Source organism: Geomonas oryzae (assembly GCF_004117875.1).
GTDB classification, from domain to species: domain Bacteria; phylum Desulfobacterota; class Desulfuromonadia; order Geobacterales; family Geobacteraceae; genus Geomonas; species Geomonas oryzae.
The window spans coordinates 692,084-708,772 of record NZ_RAHW01000002.1 but is presented as its reverse complement, the minus strand read 5'-3'; the positions used below and the strand labels follow the sequence as shown (position 1 = coordinate 708,772).

The 16,689-nt window shown below is 63.9% G+C and carries 13 protein-coding genes and 1 pseudogene; all 14 read left to right on the top strand.

Annotated features, from left to right (window positions below):
• A complete protein-coding gene (locus tag D6Z24_RS07690; protein ID WP_246014600.1) occupies positions 1-900 on the top strand; it encodes an amidohydrolase family protein in 900 nt (299 codons plus the stop codon).
• 473 nt (positions 901-1,373) lie between these two features.
• Entirely contained in the window at positions 1,374-2,561 is a 1,188-nt protein-coding gene (locus D6Z24_RS07685) for a thiolase family protein (RefSeq protein WP_129125975.1), read from the top strand.
• Complete coding sequence (locus D6Z24_RS07680) at positions 2,558-3,406, top strand: 3-hydroxybutyryl-CoA dehydrogenase (protein WP_129125974.1); 849 nt, start codon at positions 2,558-2,560, stop codon at positions 3,404-3,406. The genes D6Z24_RS07685 and D6Z24_RS07680 overlap by 4 nt, the downstream gene beginning before the upstream one ends.
• An 11-nt stretch (positions 3,407-3,417) precedes the next feature.
• The gene (locus tag D6Z24_RS07675; RefSeq protein ID WP_129125973.1) at positions 3,418-4,200 is read left to right on the top strand and encodes an enoyl-CoA hydratase/isomerase family protein; all 783 of its coding nucleotides are present in this window, start codon (positions 3,418-3,420) and stop codon (positions 4,198-4,200) included.
• Between the two features lie 64 nt (positions 4,201-4,264).
• Complete coding sequence (locus D6Z24_RS07670) at positions 4,265-6,262, top strand: heterodisulfide reductase-related iron-sulfur binding cluster (RefSeq protein ID WP_129125972.1); 1,998 nt, start codon at positions 4,265-4,267, stop codon at positions 6,260-6,262.
• Between the two features lie 366 nt (positions 6,263-6,628).
• Positions 6,629-7,813: pseudogene (sucC, locus tag D6Z24_RS07665) on the top strand (ADP-forming succinate--CoA ligase subunit beta); the annotation flags it as partial.
• Positions 7,810-8,733 (top strand): succinate--CoA ligase subunit alpha, encoded by a 924-nt coding sequence (gene sucD, locus D6Z24_RS07660; protein ID WP_129125970.1) that lies wholly within the window; start codon positions 7,810-7,812, stop codon positions 8,731-8,733. The pseudogene sucC and the gene sucD, both read left to right, overlap by 4 nt.
• A gap of 202 nt (positions 8,734-8,935) precedes the next feature.
• Positions 8,936-9,748 carry an electron transfer flavoprotein subunit beta/FixA family protein gene (locus tag D6Z24_RS07655; protein ID WP_129125969.1) on the top strand — a complete coding sequence of 271 codons (813 nt, stop codon included), beginning with the start codon at positions 8,936-8,938 and terminating at the stop codon, positions 9,746-9,748.
• Positions 9,749-9,764: 16 nt separating this feature from the next.
• Positions 9,765-11,105 carry an FAD-binding protein gene (locus D6Z24_RS07650; RefSeq protein WP_129125968.1) on the top strand — a complete coding sequence of 447 codons (1,341 nt, stop codon included), beginning with the start codon at positions 9,765-9,767 and terminating at the stop codon, positions 11,103-11,105.
• Between the two features lie 66 nt (positions 11,106-11,171).
• Positions 11,172-13,118 (top strand): (Fe-S)-binding protein, encoded by a 1,947-nt coding sequence (locus tag D6Z24_RS07645; RefSeq protein ID WP_129125967.1) that lies wholly within the window; start codon positions 11,172-11,174, stop codon positions 13,116-13,118.
• A 10-nt stretch (positions 13,119-13,128) separates the two neighbouring features.
• Positions 13,129-13,905, top strand: a complete 777-nt coding sequence (locus tag D6Z24_RS07640) for an electron transfer flavoprotein subunit beta/FixA family protein (RefSeq protein WP_129125966.1) — start codon at positions 13,129-13,131, stop codon at positions 13,903-13,905.
• Between the two features lie 10 nt (positions 13,906-13,915).
• Complete coding sequence (locus tag D6Z24_RS07635; RefSeq protein ID WP_129125965.1) at positions 13,916-14,836, top strand: electron transfer flavoprotein subunit alpha/FixB family protein; 921 nt, start codon at positions 13,916-13,918, stop codon at positions 14,834-14,836.
• Between the two features lie 340 nt (positions 14,837-15,176).
• Entirely contained in the window at positions 15,177-16,379 is a 1,203-nt protein-coding gene (locus D6Z24_RS07630) for a bifunctional 3,4-dihydroxy-2-butanone-4-phosphate synthase/GTP cyclohydrolase II (RefSeq protein WP_129125964.1), read from the top strand.
• Positions 16,380-16,420: 41 nt separating this feature from the next.
• Complete coding sequence (locus D6Z24_RS07625; protein ID WP_129125963.1) at positions 16,421-16,645, top strand: hypothetical protein; 225 nt, start codon at positions 16,421-16,423, stop codon at positions 16,643-16,645.
• The last annotated feature ends 44 nt before the right edge of the window (positions 16,646-16,689 follow it).

The window sequence follows — 16,689 nt, the reverse complement described above, 5'->3', positions numbered from 1 at the left end:
ATGGGCGGATCGGAGACGAAGATGCGCGAGGTGGGGATCGAGTCCGCCATCATCGACGTTCATGCCCACTGTTTCACCTCGAAGGCCCTCGCGGGGGACGTCGCTCAGCAACTGGAGCGGCTTCGGGGGAGGGGGATCGGGCATGTCGCCGTGGCGGGGATGGTCAACGACCGCTTCGATGCGGAGCAGATCTGGGGACTGGTTCCGGACTGGGTGGACAACCGCGGCGATGCCCTCTTTGACGAGGCGAGTGACCTCCTCGCACACGCGCGACACTCCAAAGGGGCCATCGTTCCGCTGCTCGACACCCGCTACCTCTGGGGAGACGTGCAGGCTACCCTGGCCCGGTACGTGGAGGAGGGGTTTTGCGGCATAAAGGGGATCTATCTCCCGGATTCAGGAAATGACCTCGGCGTGAAGGGGGTGCCCGACACCTTCGGCATCACCGTGGCGCAGTACCGCAGGAGGGAGTGGGAGATCTTCTCTTTTGCCGAGCGAAACAATCTCACCGTCCTCTATCACATCGATGCAAGGCGTTACGGTGACATAGTGACGGCCCTCCTGGCTGACTTCCCCAAGGTGCGGATTAACATCCCCCATTTCGGGATCGGCAGGAAGGCGTTCGCCCCGTTCCTCGACCGCTACCCGAATGTCTTTACCGACTTTTCCGGTCTTCTTTCGCACATGAGGGAGAATCCCGCGAGCTACCGCGATTTCATCGTGGAGTATCAGGATCGGGTCTGCTTCGGGAGTGACGCCATCCTCTACAAGGTCGCGGGCTCCCTGCAATACCTGGATGCGCTATGCGACCTGGGGCTCCCCGCAGAGGTGCTGCGCAAGGTCTGCGTGGAGAATCCGCGCAGGCTCATGGGGAACGCGCTTCACGGAGGGATTGATTAAGCTATGATCCCTTGCGGCCGGTGCGGTTCGAAGGGGTGAGCACGGCATCAACTGTTAGCGAAAAGAAAATGGTTCCCACGCTCCAGCGTGGGAACGCAATCTGGAGACGCTCCCGCGTCTCGTACAGCGGACGCTGGAGCGTCCATGGCTTTCGTTCCCACGGTGGACCGTGGGAACGATGCTTTTTCGGACGACGTCGCCCAGGGTCCCCGCCCCCGGAGGGGGAGGGACAGGGAGGGGGAAGTGCTCGTCGGTCCCCCCTCTTGACCTCCCCCCTCCGGAGGGAGGGATGCCCGTTTTACTGTAGGCTGGAGGGCTCATGTCCGCGCGTGCTGTAGACTAGGATCCCAAACACAAAATTTTATGTAACACCGTTCTCTTTTTTTGTTGACTGTAAATTGGTATTGTAGTACTTGTTTACCAACTAATGCCGGGCGGGTCGCTTTAGGCGCCGCACCAAGAGGAGAAACACCATGTCCGAGGTCTACCTGGTCGAGTCACTGAGAACACCGTTGGGATCGTTTGGTGGCGCTCTTTCCGATGTCGAGGCCCCCCGTCTCGCCGCAACCGTCATAAAGGAAATCCTGAATCGCACCGGGCTTCCGGCGGATGCCGTGGACGAGGTCATCGTGGGACAGGTCCTCTCCGGCGGCAGCGGTCAGGCTCCGGCAAGGCAGGCGATGCGCTACGCGGGGCTCCCTGACAACGTCCCGGCTCTCACCATCAACAAGGTCTGCGGCTCGGGATTGAAGGCGATCATGCTAGGCGCGGGCTCGATCCGCCTTGGCGACGCCGACTTGGTCCTTGCGGGCGGCATGGAGAACATGTCCCTCGCTCCCTACGCGCTCACCAAGGGGCGCTACGGCTACCGGATGGGAAACGCCGAAATGCTCGACCTTCTCGTGCACGACGGCCTCATCGACCCCTACAGCGGCAGCCACATGGGGGTGATCGCCGAGGCGAGCGCGGAGAAGAACGGCCTCACCCGTTCCACACAGGACACCTACGCGATCGCCTCCTACATGAAGGCGCAGGCGGCTCAAAGAGACGGCGTCTTCACCGACGAGATCGTGCCGGTCACCAAGAAAACCCGCAGCGGCGAGACGCTGGTGACCGACGACGAGGAACCGTTCAAGGTCGACTTCAAGAAACTCCCCGAGCTGCGCGCCGCCTTCAAGAAGGAGGGGACCATCACCGCCGGGAACGCGTCGACCATCAACGACGGCGCCGGGATGACGCTTCTTGCCGGCCCCGCAGCCCTCAAGAAGTACGGCCTGAAACCCAAGGCGCGCCTGGTCGCCTACGCGACCAACAGCGTCCACCCGGACGACTTCACCGAGGCTCCGGTGGGCGCTATCGAGAAGGCGTGCGTCAAGGCTGGGCTCTCCGTCGCCGACATCGACCTCTTCGAGATCAACGAGGCCTTCGCCGCGGTGCCGCTCATCGCCTGCAAGAAGCTCGGCATCGACCCGGAGAAGGTGAACGTTAACGGCGGCGCCGTCGCCATCGGCCACCCCCTGGGCGCCAGCGGCGCGCGCATCACCGCGACCCTCGTCAGGGAGCTCAAAAAACGAAAAGCCCGTTACGGTCTCGCCACCCTCTGCATCGGCGGCGGCGAGGCGGTCGCGGTCATCATCGAGTCGGTCCAGGAGGCAATATGATCAGGAAGGTTGGTGTTCTCGGCGCAGGACAGATGGGAAGCGGCATCGCGCAGGTGCTCGCCCGTTATGAGACCGGAGTCGTCCTTTACGACATAGCTCAGGCTCAGCTCGACAAGGCGCGGGCCGGAATCGCCAAGAACCTGGATCGCCAGGTGCAGAAGGGGGAGCTTAGCGCCGAGGCGGTGGAACAGATCCTCAAGCGCATCGTCGTCACCGACAGGTTCGAGGATCTCGCCGATTGCGACATGGCCATCGAGGCGGTCACCGAGAAGGAATCGCTGAAGCTGGAGATCTTCCGCAAACTCGACCAAGTGGTCAAGAAGGACGCCATCCTCGCCTCCAACACCTCCTCCATCCCGATCACGCGGATCGCTGCGGTGACCGGCAGGCAGGACAAGGTGATCGGCATGCACTTCATGAACCCGGTACCGGTCATGAAACTGGTCGAGGTGATCCGCGGGCTCGCCACGAGCGACGAAACCTTCGCGGCGACTTCCTCGCTTGTCGCCCGGCTGCAGAAGGAGATGGCGGTTTCCGCCGACTACCCCGGCTTCATCGTGAACCGCATCCTCATCCCGATGATCAACGAGGCGGCCTTCGCTCTCTTCGAGGGGATCGCCACCGTGGAGGACATCGACAAGGCGATGAAGCTCGGCACGAACCAGCCCATGGGGCCGCTGACGCTCGCCGATTTCATCGGGCTCGACACCTGCCTCGCGATCATGGAGGTCCTGTACCAGGGCTTCAAGGATCCCAAGTACCGTCCCTGCCCGCTGCTCGTCAAGATGGTCGAGGCGGGGTATCTCGGCAAGAAGTCCGGCCGGGGCTTCTACAACTACGCCTAAGGGGGAGCGCCATGCCATACCAGAATCTGCTCTTGGAGAAAAAGGAAGGGGTCGCGCTCCTCACGGTGAACCGTCCGAAGGTGCTGAACAGCCTGAACGAGGAAGTGCTCGACGAACTGTTGCACGCCTTCGAGGTGCTCGACCTGGACCGAACCGTGCGCGCCGTGGTGCTTACCGGTGCTGGCGAGAAGGCCTTCGTGGCCGGTGCGGACATCGCCGCCATGGCGGACTACAACGTGGAGCAGGCGCTCACCTTCGCGAAGAAGGGGCAGCAGCTTATGGCGCTGATCGGCCGGGTGAGAAAGCCGGTGATCGCCGCGGTGAACGGCTTCGCCCTCGGCGGCGGGCTGGAGCTCGCGCTTGCCTGCGACTTCGCCTACGCCTCGGAGAACGCGAAGCTCGGTCTCCCCGAAGTCACCCTCGGCATCATGCCCGGCTTCGGCGGAACGCAGAACCTGCCCCGTCTGGTGGGGAGGTACCGCGCCAATGAACTGATCTTCCTGGGCAAGGTCATCGATGCCGCCCAGGCAAAGAGCTGGGGGCTGGTGGCCGCCGTCTTTCCGGCGGACCGCCTGTTGGAAGAGGCCCTCGAGACCGCGGCGAAGATCGCAGGCAACGGAATTCTCGGAGTGGCCCGCGCCAAGGAAGCCGTGAAAAGCGGTCTGGACATGGCGCTTACCGAAGGCATGAACCACGAGGCGATCAGCTTCGCCTCCCTCTTCGCGAGCCAGGATCAGAAAGAGGGGATGACCGCATTCGTGCAGAAGAGGAAACCCGCCTTCATCGGCGCCTGAGCAGCATGAAACGTAGAACGTAGAACTTAGAACGTAGAACGTTCTATGTACAGCGAGGTGATTCATGGAAGCGACGCGCGAACTCTATTGGAACATAGGCCACGGGGCCGCGGTACTGGTCCCGATGTACCTGATCACTTTCGCCGCCCTGGCGCTGCTCGGGTATTACGGTTACCAGCGGCTGCGGATCTACCGAAAGGGGAAACCCCTGAACCGGACCGACAACCGTTCGGCCCGCATCTCGATGCTGGTGAAGAACGTCCTTTTGCAGAGCCGGGTGCTCAAGGTGAAGGGACCCGGTTTCGCCCACGGCTTCTTCTTCTGGTCCTTCGCAGCACTCTTCGCCGGGACCATCCTGGTTGCGCTGCAGGCCGACGGCACCGACCTATTCTTCGGCGTGCGCTTCCTGACCGGCACCTTTTACAAGGTCTTCTCGCTCGTGCTCGACGTAGCGGGCCTGGCCGCCCTGATCACCCTGGCGGGCCTCTTCGTGCGCCGCTACCTGGTGCGCCCGGACGGCCTTGAGCCGACCCGCGACGACGCGGTCATGCACTGTCTCCTCTTCGCCATCATCCTGACCGGCTTCCTCATCGAGGGGGCCAGGATGGCGGCGACCGAACTGGTGCAGCAGCCCGACCTCGCGCTCTGGTCGCCGGTTGGACTCCTGGTCGCCAAGGCGCTCGCGGGCTTGCAGTCGGAGAACCTGTCCCAGTTGCACCGCGGTCTCTGGTGGTTCCACTTCGCCCTGGTGGCGGCCTTCATCTGCGCCATTCCCTTCACCAAGTTCCGCCACATCTTCACCACCTCGGCCAACTACTTCTTCGCGCCGCTCGGCCCCAAGGGGGCGCTCGTCACCGTCGACATGGAGGGTGACGCCGAGAGCTTCGGCGCGGCGAAGATCGGCGATATGACCTGGAAGGACATCTTCGATACCGACGCCTGCACCAAGTGCAAGCGCTGCCAGGACCGCTGCCCGGCGCACGCGACCGAGAAGCCGCTCTCACCGATGAAGGTGATCTCCCAACTGGGCGAGGTGGCCCGCGAGACCGTAGAGGACAACCTGGTCGAGGCGGTCGGCAAAGACGCCCTCTGGTCCTGCACCACCTGCCGGGCCTGCCAGGAGATCTGTCCCGCCGCCATAGAGCACGTCAACAAGGTGGTCGATATCCGCCGAAACCTCGTCCTCATGGAGGGCGAGTTCCCCGGCGACGAGGTGGTCACCGCGATGGGGAACGTCGAGGTGAACGGCAACCCGCTCGGCATGTCCTTCGCCTCACGCGGCGACTGGGCCGAGGGACTGCCGGTGACCCAGCTCTCCGATGACGCCGAGGTCGACATCCTCTATTTCGTCGGCTGCTACGCCTCCTTCGACAAGCGCAACATCAAGGTGGCCACGAACTTCGTGAAACTCTGCGCCGCGGCGGGCATCAAGGTCGGCATCCTCGGCAAGGAGGAGAAGTGCTGCGGCGAGCCGATGCGCAAGCTCGGCAACGAGTACCTGTACCAGACCCTGGCGACCGAGAACATCGAGACCATCAAGGGGTACGGCGTGAAGAAGGTGGTCACCGCCTGCCCGCACTGCTTCAACACCCTGGCGAAGGACTACCGCAACTTGGGCTTCGATATCGAGACCGAGCACTACACGACCTACCTGGAGCGGCTCGTGACGGAAGGGAAGCTGAAGCTCGACAAGGGCGCCTTCGAGTGCACCTACCACGACTCCTGCTACCTCGGTCGCTACAACGAGACCTACCAGGCGCCGCGCTCCCTGGTGCAGGCGGCGGGCGGCAACATCCGGGAGATGGAAAGGAAGGAAGCGGAGAGCTTCTGCTGCGGCGCAGGCGGCGGCAGGATCATGGCGGAGGAGAAGCTCGGCAGTCGCATCAGCGTGAAGCGCGTGCAGATGGCCGCCGCGACCGGCGCCGGAGTGCTCGTCTCCAACTGCCCGTTCTGTCTCACCATGTTCGAGGACGGCGTGAAGGGGGCCGAACTCGAAGGACTCCTCGTAGCCCGCGACGTATCCGAGATCCTGCTGGAAAGGCTCTCCCCCCAGGCAGGGTAGGCGAAAAAACTGTCCACGGCACCTGCAATCCCCTCTCCCCCCGGGAGAGGGTAGGGTGAGGGCGGCGGCAGGAGAAGAGGGCAACCAAAGCAGTCAACGGTAAAGTGAGGGCCGGTAGCGGCAGGTACCGCATCCGACTCCGGGCAGGCGAAAATCTGACGGAGGACACCGATGAACCGAATACGATGCGTTAGAGGCCCCAGGGGGGCTGACGGAAACCGCAGCAGGCGAGCAATACAGTTGTTGAAACCCCCGTAGCGGATGCCAAAAGGCGCAGAACCCCGGCCGGAAGCGGCATGGGGACCTTGAGGCAACTGTGATGAGCGCGGCAGGCGATATGAGGAGGCGCCGCGCGCCTGGGAGGATAAAAGGATGAACATTCACGAGTATCAGGCCAAAGCGATACTGAGGAAATTCGGGGTGCCGGTTCCGGACGGCCACGTCTGCTACAACGGCGCGAGCGCCAGGGAATGGGCCAAGAGGCTCGGGGACGGCCCCTGGGTGGTGAAGGCGCAGATCCACGCCGGTGGGCGCGGCAAGGGGGGCGGCGTGAAGCTCGCCAAAACCTCCAGCGAGGTGCAGATGATCGCCCGCGACATGCTCGGGATGACGCTGCGCACGCACCAGACCGGCCCGGAAGGGAAGGTGGTGCACCGGGTCCTCGTTGAGAACGGCTGCGACATCGCCCGCGAGCTCTACGTGAGCCTCGTCGTCGACCGCACCACCTCGAAGGTGACCGTCATGGCCTCCACCGAGGGTGGGATGGACATCGAGGAAGTGGCGGCGAAGACGCCGGAGAAGATCTTCACCGAGAAGATCGAGCCGCTCGTCGGCCTCACCCAGTTCCAGGGTAGAAAGCTCGCCTTCGCGCTCGGCCTCGAAGGAAAACAGATCGGGAAGGCGGCCAAGATGTTCGAGGCGCTCTACACCACCTTCATCGCCTGCGACTGCTCGCTTCTCGAGGTGAACCCGCTCGTCGTTACCGGCTCGGGGGAACTCCTCGCCCTGGATGCGAAGTTCGGCTTCGACGACAACGCGCTCTTCAGGCACCTGCAGATCGGCGACATGCGCGACTTCGACGAGGAGGACGCGAACGAGATCGAGGCCTCCCAGCACGACCTCTCCTACATCTCGCTCACCGGCAACATCGGCTGCCTGGTGAACGGCGCGGGGCTCGCCATGGCGACCATGGACATCATCAAGCACTACGGCGGCGACCCGGCCAACTTCCTCGACGTAGGGGGCGGGGCGACCATCGAGCGCGTCACCGAGGCGTTCAAGATCATCCTCTCGGACAAAAACGTAGAGGGGATCCTGGTCAACATCTTCGGCGGCATCATGAAGTGCGACGTGATCGCCACCGGCGTCATCCAGGCCGCCAAGCAGGTAGCCCTGAAAGTTCCGCTGGTGGTCCGCCTGGAAGGGACCAACGTCGAGAAGGGGAAGCAGCTTTTAGCCGAGAGCGGGCTCGACATCGTCGCCGCCGATGGCATGGCCGACGCCGCCCAGAAAATCATCATGGCCGTTTCCGCCAAAGGGGGTAGAGCATGAGCATCCTGGTCGATAAAAACACCAAAGTCATCACCCAGGGCATAACCGGGTCCACGGGTCTCTTCCACGCGCAGGGCGCCCGCGAGTACGGCACCCAGATGGTCGGGGGGGTCACCCCGGGCAAAGGGGGGACCACGGTGGACGGCTTCCCCGTCTTCAACACCGTCGCCGACGCGGTCCGGGAGACCGGCGCCACCGCGAGCGTCATCTACGTTCCGCCGCCGTTCGCCGCGGACTCCATCATGGAGGCGGTCGACGCGGGCCTCGAGCTTGTCTGTTGCATCACCGAGGGGATTCCGGTCCTCGACATGGTGAAGGTGAAGCAGTTCATGCAGGGTAAAAACACGCGGCTCATCGGCCCCAACTGTCCCGGCGTCATCACCCCCGGCCAGTGCAAGATCGGCATCATGCCCGGCTACATCCACAAGCCCGGCAAGGTCGGCGTCGTCTCGCGAAGCGGCACGCTCACCTACGAGGCGGTCTGGCAGCTGACCGGCTACGGCCTGGGGCAGTCCACCTGCGTCGGCATCGGCGGCGACCCGGTGAACGGCACGAGCCACCTCGACTGTCTGAGGATGTTCGAGGAGGACCCGGACACCGAAGCGGTCATCATGATCGGCGAGATCGGCGGTTACGCCGAGGAGGAAGCCGCCTACTTCGTGAAGGAGCACATGACCAAGCCAGTCGCGGCCTACATCGCCGGTCGCACCGCCCCTCCGGGCAAGAGGATGGGGCATGCGGGCGCCATCATCTCCGGCGGCAAGGGAACGGCGGCCGAGAAGGTCGCGGTGCTCGAGTCCTGTGGCATCAGCGTCGCGGCGACCCCCGCCGAGATGGCCCAGGCGCTCATGAAGATCTATCGTCCCGGCATCAAGAACACGCACCACTACGTGACCGCCCCCGCGGCCGCCGCCGTCTAACGAAGCGCAGCACACGGCCTCACGTCCCCCCCTTTGCGAAGGGGGGAGTTGGACGGTTAGTTCCTTGCACCAGCTATTTCAACTAAATCCAGCTCTCCCTCTCCCTCCGGGAGAGGGGGCTGCGGATTTGATTTTGAACAACCAGGCAGGAATTGCCTCAGAACCGACAGCACACCCGCAGTTCAAAGCGAAGGAGAAGGTCATGCTCGTGATCTCCTGTATCAAGCAGGTGCCGGACACCACCCAGGTGAAGATCGACCCGGTCACCAACACCCTGGTGAGGGAGGGGATTCCCTTCATCGTGAACCCCTACGACACCCACGCCCTCGAGGAGGGGCTGGCGCTCAAGGACCGCTACGGGCTGCGCTCGGTCGCCCTCTCGATGGGGCCGCCCAACACGGTCGCCACCCTCAAAAAGGCGTGCGCCCTCGGTGTCGACGAAGCCATCCTCCTCTCCGACCGCGCCTTCGGCGGCGCCGACACCCTGGCCACGAGCCAGGTGCTCGCGGCGGCCATCGAGCGGCTCGCGGAAAAGGATGAGGTGGGGATCGTCTTCTGCGGCAAGCAGACCATCGACGGCGACACCGCCCAGGTGGGACCGGGGATCGCCACCCGCTTGGGCTTCACCCAGCTCACCCTGGTGGACCGCATCGAATGGCTCGACCTCGACAAGAAGAGGATCCGGGTCAGGAGAAAGCTCGAGGGGAGGCACGAGATCGTAGAGGCCCCGCTACCCGTGGTGATCACCGCGGTCCGGGAGCTGAACCGGCCGCGCTACCCAACCGTGCCGATGCGTCTCACCGCGGAACTCACCGAGGTGACCGTATGGGACAACCAGGTGCTGAAGCTCGACGTCGAGACCGTCGGCCTCAAGGGGTCGGCCACCTGGGTGAGCAAGATCTTCTCTCCCGAGCGCGACCAGGGTGAGATCATCGGGGACGGGGTCGGAGATCCCGTCGGCACCGCCCATCTGCTGCTCGAAAAGATGCTCAGCAAAGACCTGTTAGCGATTTAGCCTGCAAGGAGTTGCCATGGACAGCAAGAAGATCAAGAAACCGCGCGGCATAGCGCGCCTCGTCGCCGGCAAGTGCATAGCCTGCGGCGCCCGCTGCGAGAGTTCCTGCCCGGTAAGCGGGATCCTGATGAACGAGGCGGGGGAGCCTTCGATCCATGCCGAGAAGTGCATCGGTTGCGCGAAGTGCGTGAAGGTCTGCGCGGCCGGGGCCCTGGAGATGTTCTACACGCCGGAAGAGCTTGAGCTCCTGAAACAGTGGGAGGCGCAGCACGGTCAGGCGGAGGAGGAACTCGATCCGGCGGAAAAGAAGCTGCGTGAGATGCTCGCAACCTATCGCGGCGTATGGGTCTTCATCGAGCAGTACGAGGGCGAAGTCGCCAAGGTCTCCTGGGAGCTTCTGGGCGCGGGCGCCGACCTGGCAAAGAAGCTCCAGGTCCCGCTCTCCGCGGTGATCATCGGCTACGGCGTGGGAGAGCTCTGCGATGAGGCCTTCAGCTACGGTGCCGAGCAGGCCATCGTGCTGGACGCCCAGGTCTTCGAGCACTACCGCACCAAGCCCTTCTGCGATGCGCTCTGCCACCTGATCGGCAAGCATCGCCCCGAGGTGATCCTCATGGGCGCCACCGGCCAGGGGCGCGACCTTGCCGGAGCGGTCGCCACCGTCGTGAAGACAGGCCTCACCGCCGACTGCACGGGCTTGGGCATCGACGACAAGCGAAACCTCATGCAGACCCGCCCGGCCTTCGGCGGCAACATCATGGCGACCATCATGTGCGACCGGTTCCGTCCCCAGATGGCGACGGTGCGACCCCACGTGATGGCGATGCCGGAAAGGGCCGCCGGACGTACCGGTGTCGTGATCAACGAGGAGTACGACCTGCGCGAGGAGGACGTGCTCGCCAAGGTGATCGAGTCGGTGAGCGACAAGGGTGGCAAGGACATCGACATCGCCGGGGCCGAGATCATCGTGTCGGGGGGACGCGGCCTTATGGGGAAGGAGAACTTCGCCATGCTGCACGAGCTTGCCGATGAACTGGGCGGCGTGGTAGGCGCGTCGAGAAGCGCGGTCGACGCCGGGTGGATGCCGCACAGCCGCCAGGTGGGGCAGACCGGGAAAACGGTGCGGCCGAAGATCTACATCGCCTGCGGCATCTCCGGCGCCATCCAGCACCTGGTCGGCATGCAGGACTCGGACGTCGTCATCGCCATCAACCGCGACCCCGAGGCCCCCATCTTCCAGGTGGCCACCTACGGCATCGTGGGTGACGTCTTCGAGATCGTACCGGCCCTGACCAAGAGGGTGCGCACCATGAAAGAGCAGCGCGGCGGGAGAGTTCCCGACCTGCTCGCCGTCTGATGAACAGTTGCGAGGGGGACAGGCGCCTGCGGAGCCACTCCCCATAAACCGCTTGCGAGGTATCACATGCAAAGCCACCAGTATTTCATGCCCGTATTCGCCGTCGCCATCCTGGCCTTCTGCTACAGCTGTTACCAGCGCCTGCAACTGGTCGGGGAGGGCGCCGCCGAGAACCGCTTCGACCGTCCCGGCGAGCGCCTGGCCGGGGTCTTCGCCTACGCCTTCGGCCAGAAGCGGGTCCTCGCCCGCCCGTTCGGCGTGAACCACTTCGTGCTGTTCTGGGCCTTCATGCTCCTTCTGGTAGCGAACGCCGACTTCCTGTGGGAGGGGCTCTTCCCCGGCAGCGGCTTGTCGGCGCTTCCCGAAGCGATCAGGAACCCACTCTCGCTCGTCTTCGATCTCGTGTCGCTCGCCGCTCTCGCGAGCGTCCTCGTGGCTCTCGCGCGGCGTCTCTTCTTCGCCCCTTCCTACCTCGGCAACGACTACACGAAGCCGTGCAGCGGGGAGGCGCTCCTGATCCTCGGCATGATCGCGACGCTCATGGCGGCCTACTTCGTCCTTAACGCGGCGCACCTTGCCCTGGGGCAGACGGCATGGATGCCCGTCTCCCTCGCGGTCTCTTCGCTTTTGCGGGGTCTGCCCGCGGCAACGCTCGAAACAGTCGCCAACGTCTCCTGGTGGCTGCACGCCGTGGTGTTGCTTCTTTTTCTCAACTTCTTGCCGCGCAGCAAGCACATGCATATCCTCACCGCCATCCCCAACTGCTACTTCCGCAGCCTGGAAAACCCGGCCGTGCCGCCGCGCGAGGTGTTCGAGCCCGGCAAGAGGTTCGGCGTGAGCGATGTCGAGCAGTTCTCCTGGAAGGATCTCCTCGATTCCTTCTCCTGCACCGAGTGCGGGCGCTGCCAGGATCTCTGTCCCGCCCACAACACTGGGAAGTCGCTGAACCCGCGCCGGGTCATCCACGACCTGAAGGTGAACCTGATCGACGGCGGAAAGCCGCTCATCGGCGCGAAGGGGGAGGGAACGAGTTGCGAGGAGGCCCTCTGGGACTGCACCACCTGCGGCGCCTGCCTCTCGGTCTGCCCGGTCCTCATCGAGCACCTGCCGAAGATCGTCAAGATGCGCAGGCACCTCGTTCAGGAGAAGGCGCGTTTCCCGGAAGAGCTTTTGAACCTCTTCGAGAACATGGAGCAGCGCAGCAACCCCTGGGGCATCGCCCCCTCCGAGCGCGGCAAGTGGACCGGGACCCTTGGTGACCGAACCTTCAAGAAGGGTGAGACCGAGTACCTCTTCTTCGTCGGCTGCGCGGGCTCCTTCGACAGCCGCGCCAAGCAGACCACGGTCGCCCTCGCCACCACCCTCGACCGCGCAGGCGTCAGCTGGGGCATCCTCGGCAAGGACGAGATCTGCTGCGGCGACAGCGTCCGGCGCCTGGGGAACGAGTTCGTCTTCGACAAGATGGCGCGCGGCAACGCGGAACTCTTCCGGGAGCGCGGCGTGAAGAAGATCGTCACCGCGTGCCCGCACTGCTTCAGCACCTTGAAAAACGATTACAAACAGTACGGCGTCGAGCTTGAGGTGGTGCACCACAGCGAACTGATCGCCCAACTGGTGAAGGACGGGAGACTAGGGGCGCCGAAGAAGATCGACCAGGGGAAGGTCCTCTTCCACGACTCCTGCTACTTAGGGCGCCACAACGACACCTACTCGGCCCCCCGCGACGTCATCGAGGCGGCCACCGGGGCGGCTCCGCGGGACTTCGAGCGCAACCGCGAAAAGGGTTTTTGCTGCGGCGCAGGCGGCGGCAGGATGTGGATGGAAGAACAGACCGGAACGAGGATCAACCACGAGCGGGTGCAGGAAGCCCTGAAGCAGCAACCGGACACGATCTGCGTCAGCTGTCCCTACTGCATGACGATGCTGGAGGACGGATTGAAGGACCAGGGAGCGGAGAAGGTACGGGTTAAGGACATCGCAGAGGTAATGGCCGAGGCATTAAACGACCGATAGGGAGGCGCACATGAACATTCTAGTCTGCATCAAACAGGTACCGGACATGGAATCCCGCTTCAAAGTGAACGGGACGGGGGATTGGTACGACGAGGCCGATCTCGCTTACAGGATGAACGAATACGACGAGTACGCCGTCGAGCAGGCGGTGCAGCTCAAGGAACAGCTGGGGAACCAGCCCGAGATCACGGTCCTCTCCATCGGCGCCGACCGCGTCGGGGAGGCGCTCAAGAAGGCGCTCGCCATGGGTTGCGACAAGGCAGTGCAGGTCCAGGACAACGACAGCGCCCGCAAGGACCCCTGGCAGATCGCCAACATCATCGCCGCCTTCGCCGCGGACAAGCACTTCGACGTCATCTTCACCGGGATGCAGTCGCAGGACAGAGGCTCCGCGCAGGTGGGCGTCACCGTGGCGGAACTGCTCGGCCACAACTGCGCGAGCACCCTGGTCGGCTTCGAGTTCGCCGACGGCGTGGTCACCGCGAAGCGCGAGCTTGAAGGGGGCGTCAAGAGCGTCGTCAAGGTTCCCGTTCCGGCGCTCGTCACCTGCCAGCTGGGCCTCAACGTGCCGCGCTACCCGACTCTTCCCAACATCATGAAGGCGAAGAAGAAGGAGCTGCAGCTGGTCCCGGTAGCGAACCTTCTGAAGGAGGAGGCGGCGACGGGGACCGAGAAGCTCTACCCGCCGGTGAAAAGCGGCGGCGGCATCGTTCTCGAGGGGGATCTCTCCGATGTGGCGGATCGCCTGCTCGGCATTCTGAAAGAAAAGACCACGGTCATGAAATAGGAGGTGAGCCATGAAAGCACTGCTTGTCTGTGAACAGCGGGAAGGGAAGTTACTCGATACAAGCTACGAACTGGTGGCGTTCGCCGAACGTCTTGGTGCGGAGGTGAGCCTGGTTCTCGTCGGCAAGGAGGCGCAGGCCCCGAAGGTCACCGGGAAGCTCTACCTGGCCGATGCCGACAAATACGGGGAGTACAACCCGGAGCTGCACAAGCACATCGTGGTTGCCGCGGTGCTCAAGGAGAATCCGGACTACATCATCTTCCCGCACTCCTCCTACGGCTGGGACCTGGCGCCCAGGGTCGCCGCAACACTCAGGGTCGGGCAGGTCTCCGAGGTCGTGAACATCGTGGACGGCAAGTTCGAGGTGAGCCTCTGCAACGGCAAGCTGCGCCGCACCGTGACCCCGAAGGGAGCGCGCGCCGTCCTCACCGTCCAGGCGGGCGCCTTCAACTACGCGGGGCAGCTCTCCGGCTCGCCGCAGGTGGAGGCGATCGAGATCACCCAGGGAAGCTCGCCGCTGCAGTTCGTGGGGTACGAGCCCGCCGAGAAGAAAGAGGTCGATCTGGGTCGTGCCGAGATCATCGTGAGCGCCGGTCGCGGCGTCGGCAAGAAGGAGAACGTAGCCGTGATCGCCGATCTCGCCAAGGCGTTCGGCGGCGAGCTCGGCGCGAGCCGTCCCGTGGTCGACGCCGGTTGGGTCGGGCACAGCCACCAGGTCGGTACCACCGGGCAGACCGTATCGCCCAAGCTGTACGTCGCCTGCGGCATCTCCGGCGCCATCCAGCACCTGGCGGGGATGAAGAAATCCGACTTCATCGTCGCAATCAACAAGGACAAGGAAGCCCCGATCAGCGAGGCCGCCGACGTCATGGTGGTAGCCGACGTCCTGCAGCTCGCGCCGGTTCTCGCCGAGAAGCTGCGCGCGGCGTAAGGCGCAAGGTCTATTGAGGGAAGTGCCTTAGCGGGTTGTACCCCTCTCCCTCCGGGAGAGGGTGGCCGGAGGCCGGGTGAGGGCGTTGCCACGAAGGTAGATATTGCTTATTGCAGCGCCCTCACCCCGACCCTCTCCCAGGGGAGAGGGAGAGCCGAAGGAAAGGGTGTAACAGCTTGTACTCCACATTCCGGATGGATAGGGAGATTCAGACAGCATCGCCGGAGCATTTCGCTCCGGCGCAGGATATGGCTCGGGACGATTGGCCTGGGACCAGCAGCACCACGCGCAGGTTCTCCTGGTTTTCCTGCGCGTGGTGCGACTTTATCAAGGAGGAGTCATGTCCGTGGCAAGCATAGAGGAAGCGATCGAGGAGATCAGGTCCGGCAGGATGGTCATCCTGGTGGACGACGAGGACCGTGAGAACGAAGGCGATCTCACCATGGCCGCCCAGTGCGTAACGCCGGAGGCGATCAACTTCATGGCCCGCTTCGGGCGCGGCCTCATCTGCCTCACCATGACCGCCGAGCGCTGCGACCGCCTGGCGCTTCCCCCCATGGTGCGGGACAACACCTCCTCCTTCGGTACGGCGTTCACCGTCTCCATCGAGGCGAGGCTCGGCGTCAGCACCGGGATCTCCGCGGCGGACCGCGCCCACACCATCCTGACCGCCGTGGCGCCCGACGCGCATGCCTCGGACCTCGCGCGGCCGGGACACATCTTCCCGCTGCGCGCACGCGACGGCGGTGTCCTCGTCCGGTCCGGACAGACCGAAGGTTCCGTCGATCTGGCGCGGCTTGCCGGGCTCGAGCCAGCCGGAGTCATCTGCGAGATCATGAAAGAGGACGGCACCATGGCGAGGATGCCCGACCTGAAGCGCTTCGCGCTGCAGCACGGCATCAAGATCTGCACCATCGCCGACCTGGTCGCCTACCGGTTGAAACACGAGTCCCTGGTGCGGCGTTCCGTCGAGGTCGCCATGCCGACCAAGACAGGTTCCTTCCGGGCGATCGCCTTCGAGAACGACGTCGATCACCTCGAGCACATAGCCCTCGTGAAGGGGGATCTCGCCGGAGACGAGCCGGTTCTCGTGCGGGTCCATTCCGAGTGCATGACCGGGGACGTGTTCGGCAGCGTGCGGTGCGACTGCGCCGATCAGCTGCACCAGGCGATGGAGCAGGTCGAGGCGGAGGGAAGGGGAGTGGTGCTCTACATGCGCCAGGAAGGGCGCGGCATAGGGCTCACCAACAAGCTGAAGGCATACGCGCTGCAGGACCAGGGGAAAGATACCGTCGAAGCTAACTTGGCGCTCGGCTTCAAGGCCGACATGCGCGACTACGGCATCGGCGCCCAGATCCTTGCCAACCTGGGGCTCAAAAAGATCCGGCTCATGACCAACAACCCGAAGAAACTGGTCGGCCTGCAGGGATACGGCATCGACATCGTCGAGCGCGTCCCCCTCGAGGTCGCTCCAGGAAACAACAACATCAATTATCTGCGGGCCAAGCGGGAGAAAATGGGACATCTGCTGCAGTTCATCTGAGCCTGAGCAGGATGAGGGCACTGCGGCTTTTGGGGTGAAGTATGGAGCATTATCAAGACCTGCCTTCTAAGCGCAATATCATATCGGTTCGCATCACCGATGACGAACGCAACTTTCTGCTGCGCCTGATCGACGGGCGACAAATGACCCTCTCCGACCTGATGAGGGAAGCCTTGGGGCGCCTGACAGTCTTCCCGCCTGCCTCGTATCGGAAGCCGCGCAAGCAGGGCGTTGCCGCCGCGGCTCGCAAAAGCCCCGAGCTGTGAGCTGCCGAAGCCGGAAAAAATAGATAGCAATAAAATAAATAGGA

What these genes read in the sequence shown, in the direction of transcription:
- D6Z24_RS07645 (WP_129125967.1), top strand. Translation starts at nt 11,172, where the DNA reads ATGCAAAGCCACCAGTATTTCATGCCCGTATTCGCCGTCGCCATCCTG.
- D6Z24_RS07670 (WP_129125972.1), top strand. Translation starts at nt 4,265, where the DNA reads ATGGAAGCGACGCGCGAACTCTATTGGAACATAGGCCACGGGGCCGCG.
- D6Z24_RS07690 (WP_246014600.1), top strand. Translation starts at nt 1, where the DNA reads ATGGGCGGATCGGAGACGAAGATGCGCGAGGTGGGGATCGAGTCCGCC.
- D6Z24_RS07630 (WP_129125964.1), top strand. Translation starts at nt 15,177, where the DNA reads ATGTCCGTGGCAAGCATAGAGGAAGCGATCGAGGAGATCAGGTCCGGC.
- D6Z24_RS07675 (WP_129125973.1), top strand. Translation starts at nt 3,418, where the DNA reads ATGCCATACCAGAATCTGCTCTTGGAGAAAAAGGAAGGGGTCGCGCTC.
- D6Z24_RS07640 (WP_129125966.1), top strand. Translation starts at nt 13,129, where the DNA reads ATGAACATTCTAGTCTGCATCAAACAGGTACCGGACATGGAATCCCGC.
- D6Z24_RS07635 (WP_129125965.1), top strand. Translation starts at nt 13,916, where the DNA reads ATGAAAGCACTGCTTGTCTGTGAACAGCGGGAAGGGAAGTTACTCGAT.
- sucD (WP_129125970.1), top strand. Translation starts at nt 7,810, where the DNA reads ATGAGCATCCTGGTCGATAAAAACACCAAAGTCATCACCCAGGGCATA.
- D6Z24_RS07625 (WP_129125963.1), top strand. Translation starts at nt 16,421, where the DNA reads ATGGAGCATTATCAAGACCTGCCTTCTAAGCGCAATATCATATCGGTT.
- D6Z24_RS07685 (WP_129125975.1), top strand. Translation starts at nt 1,374, where the DNA reads ATGTCCGAGGTCTACCTGGTCGAGTCACTGAGAACACCGTTGGGATCG.
- D6Z24_RS07680 (WP_129125974.1), top strand. Translation starts at nt 2,558, where the DNA reads ATGATCAGGAAGGTTGGTGTTCTCGGCGCAGGACAGATGGGAAGCGGC.
- D6Z24_RS07655 (WP_129125969.1), top strand. Translation starts at nt 8,936, where the DNA reads ATGCTCGTGATCTCCTGTATCAAGCAGGTGCCGGACACCACCCAGGTG.
- D6Z24_RS07650 (WP_129125968.1), top strand. Translation starts at nt 9,765, where the DNA reads ATGGACAGCAAGAAGATCAAGAAACCGCGCGGCATAGCGCGCCTCGTC.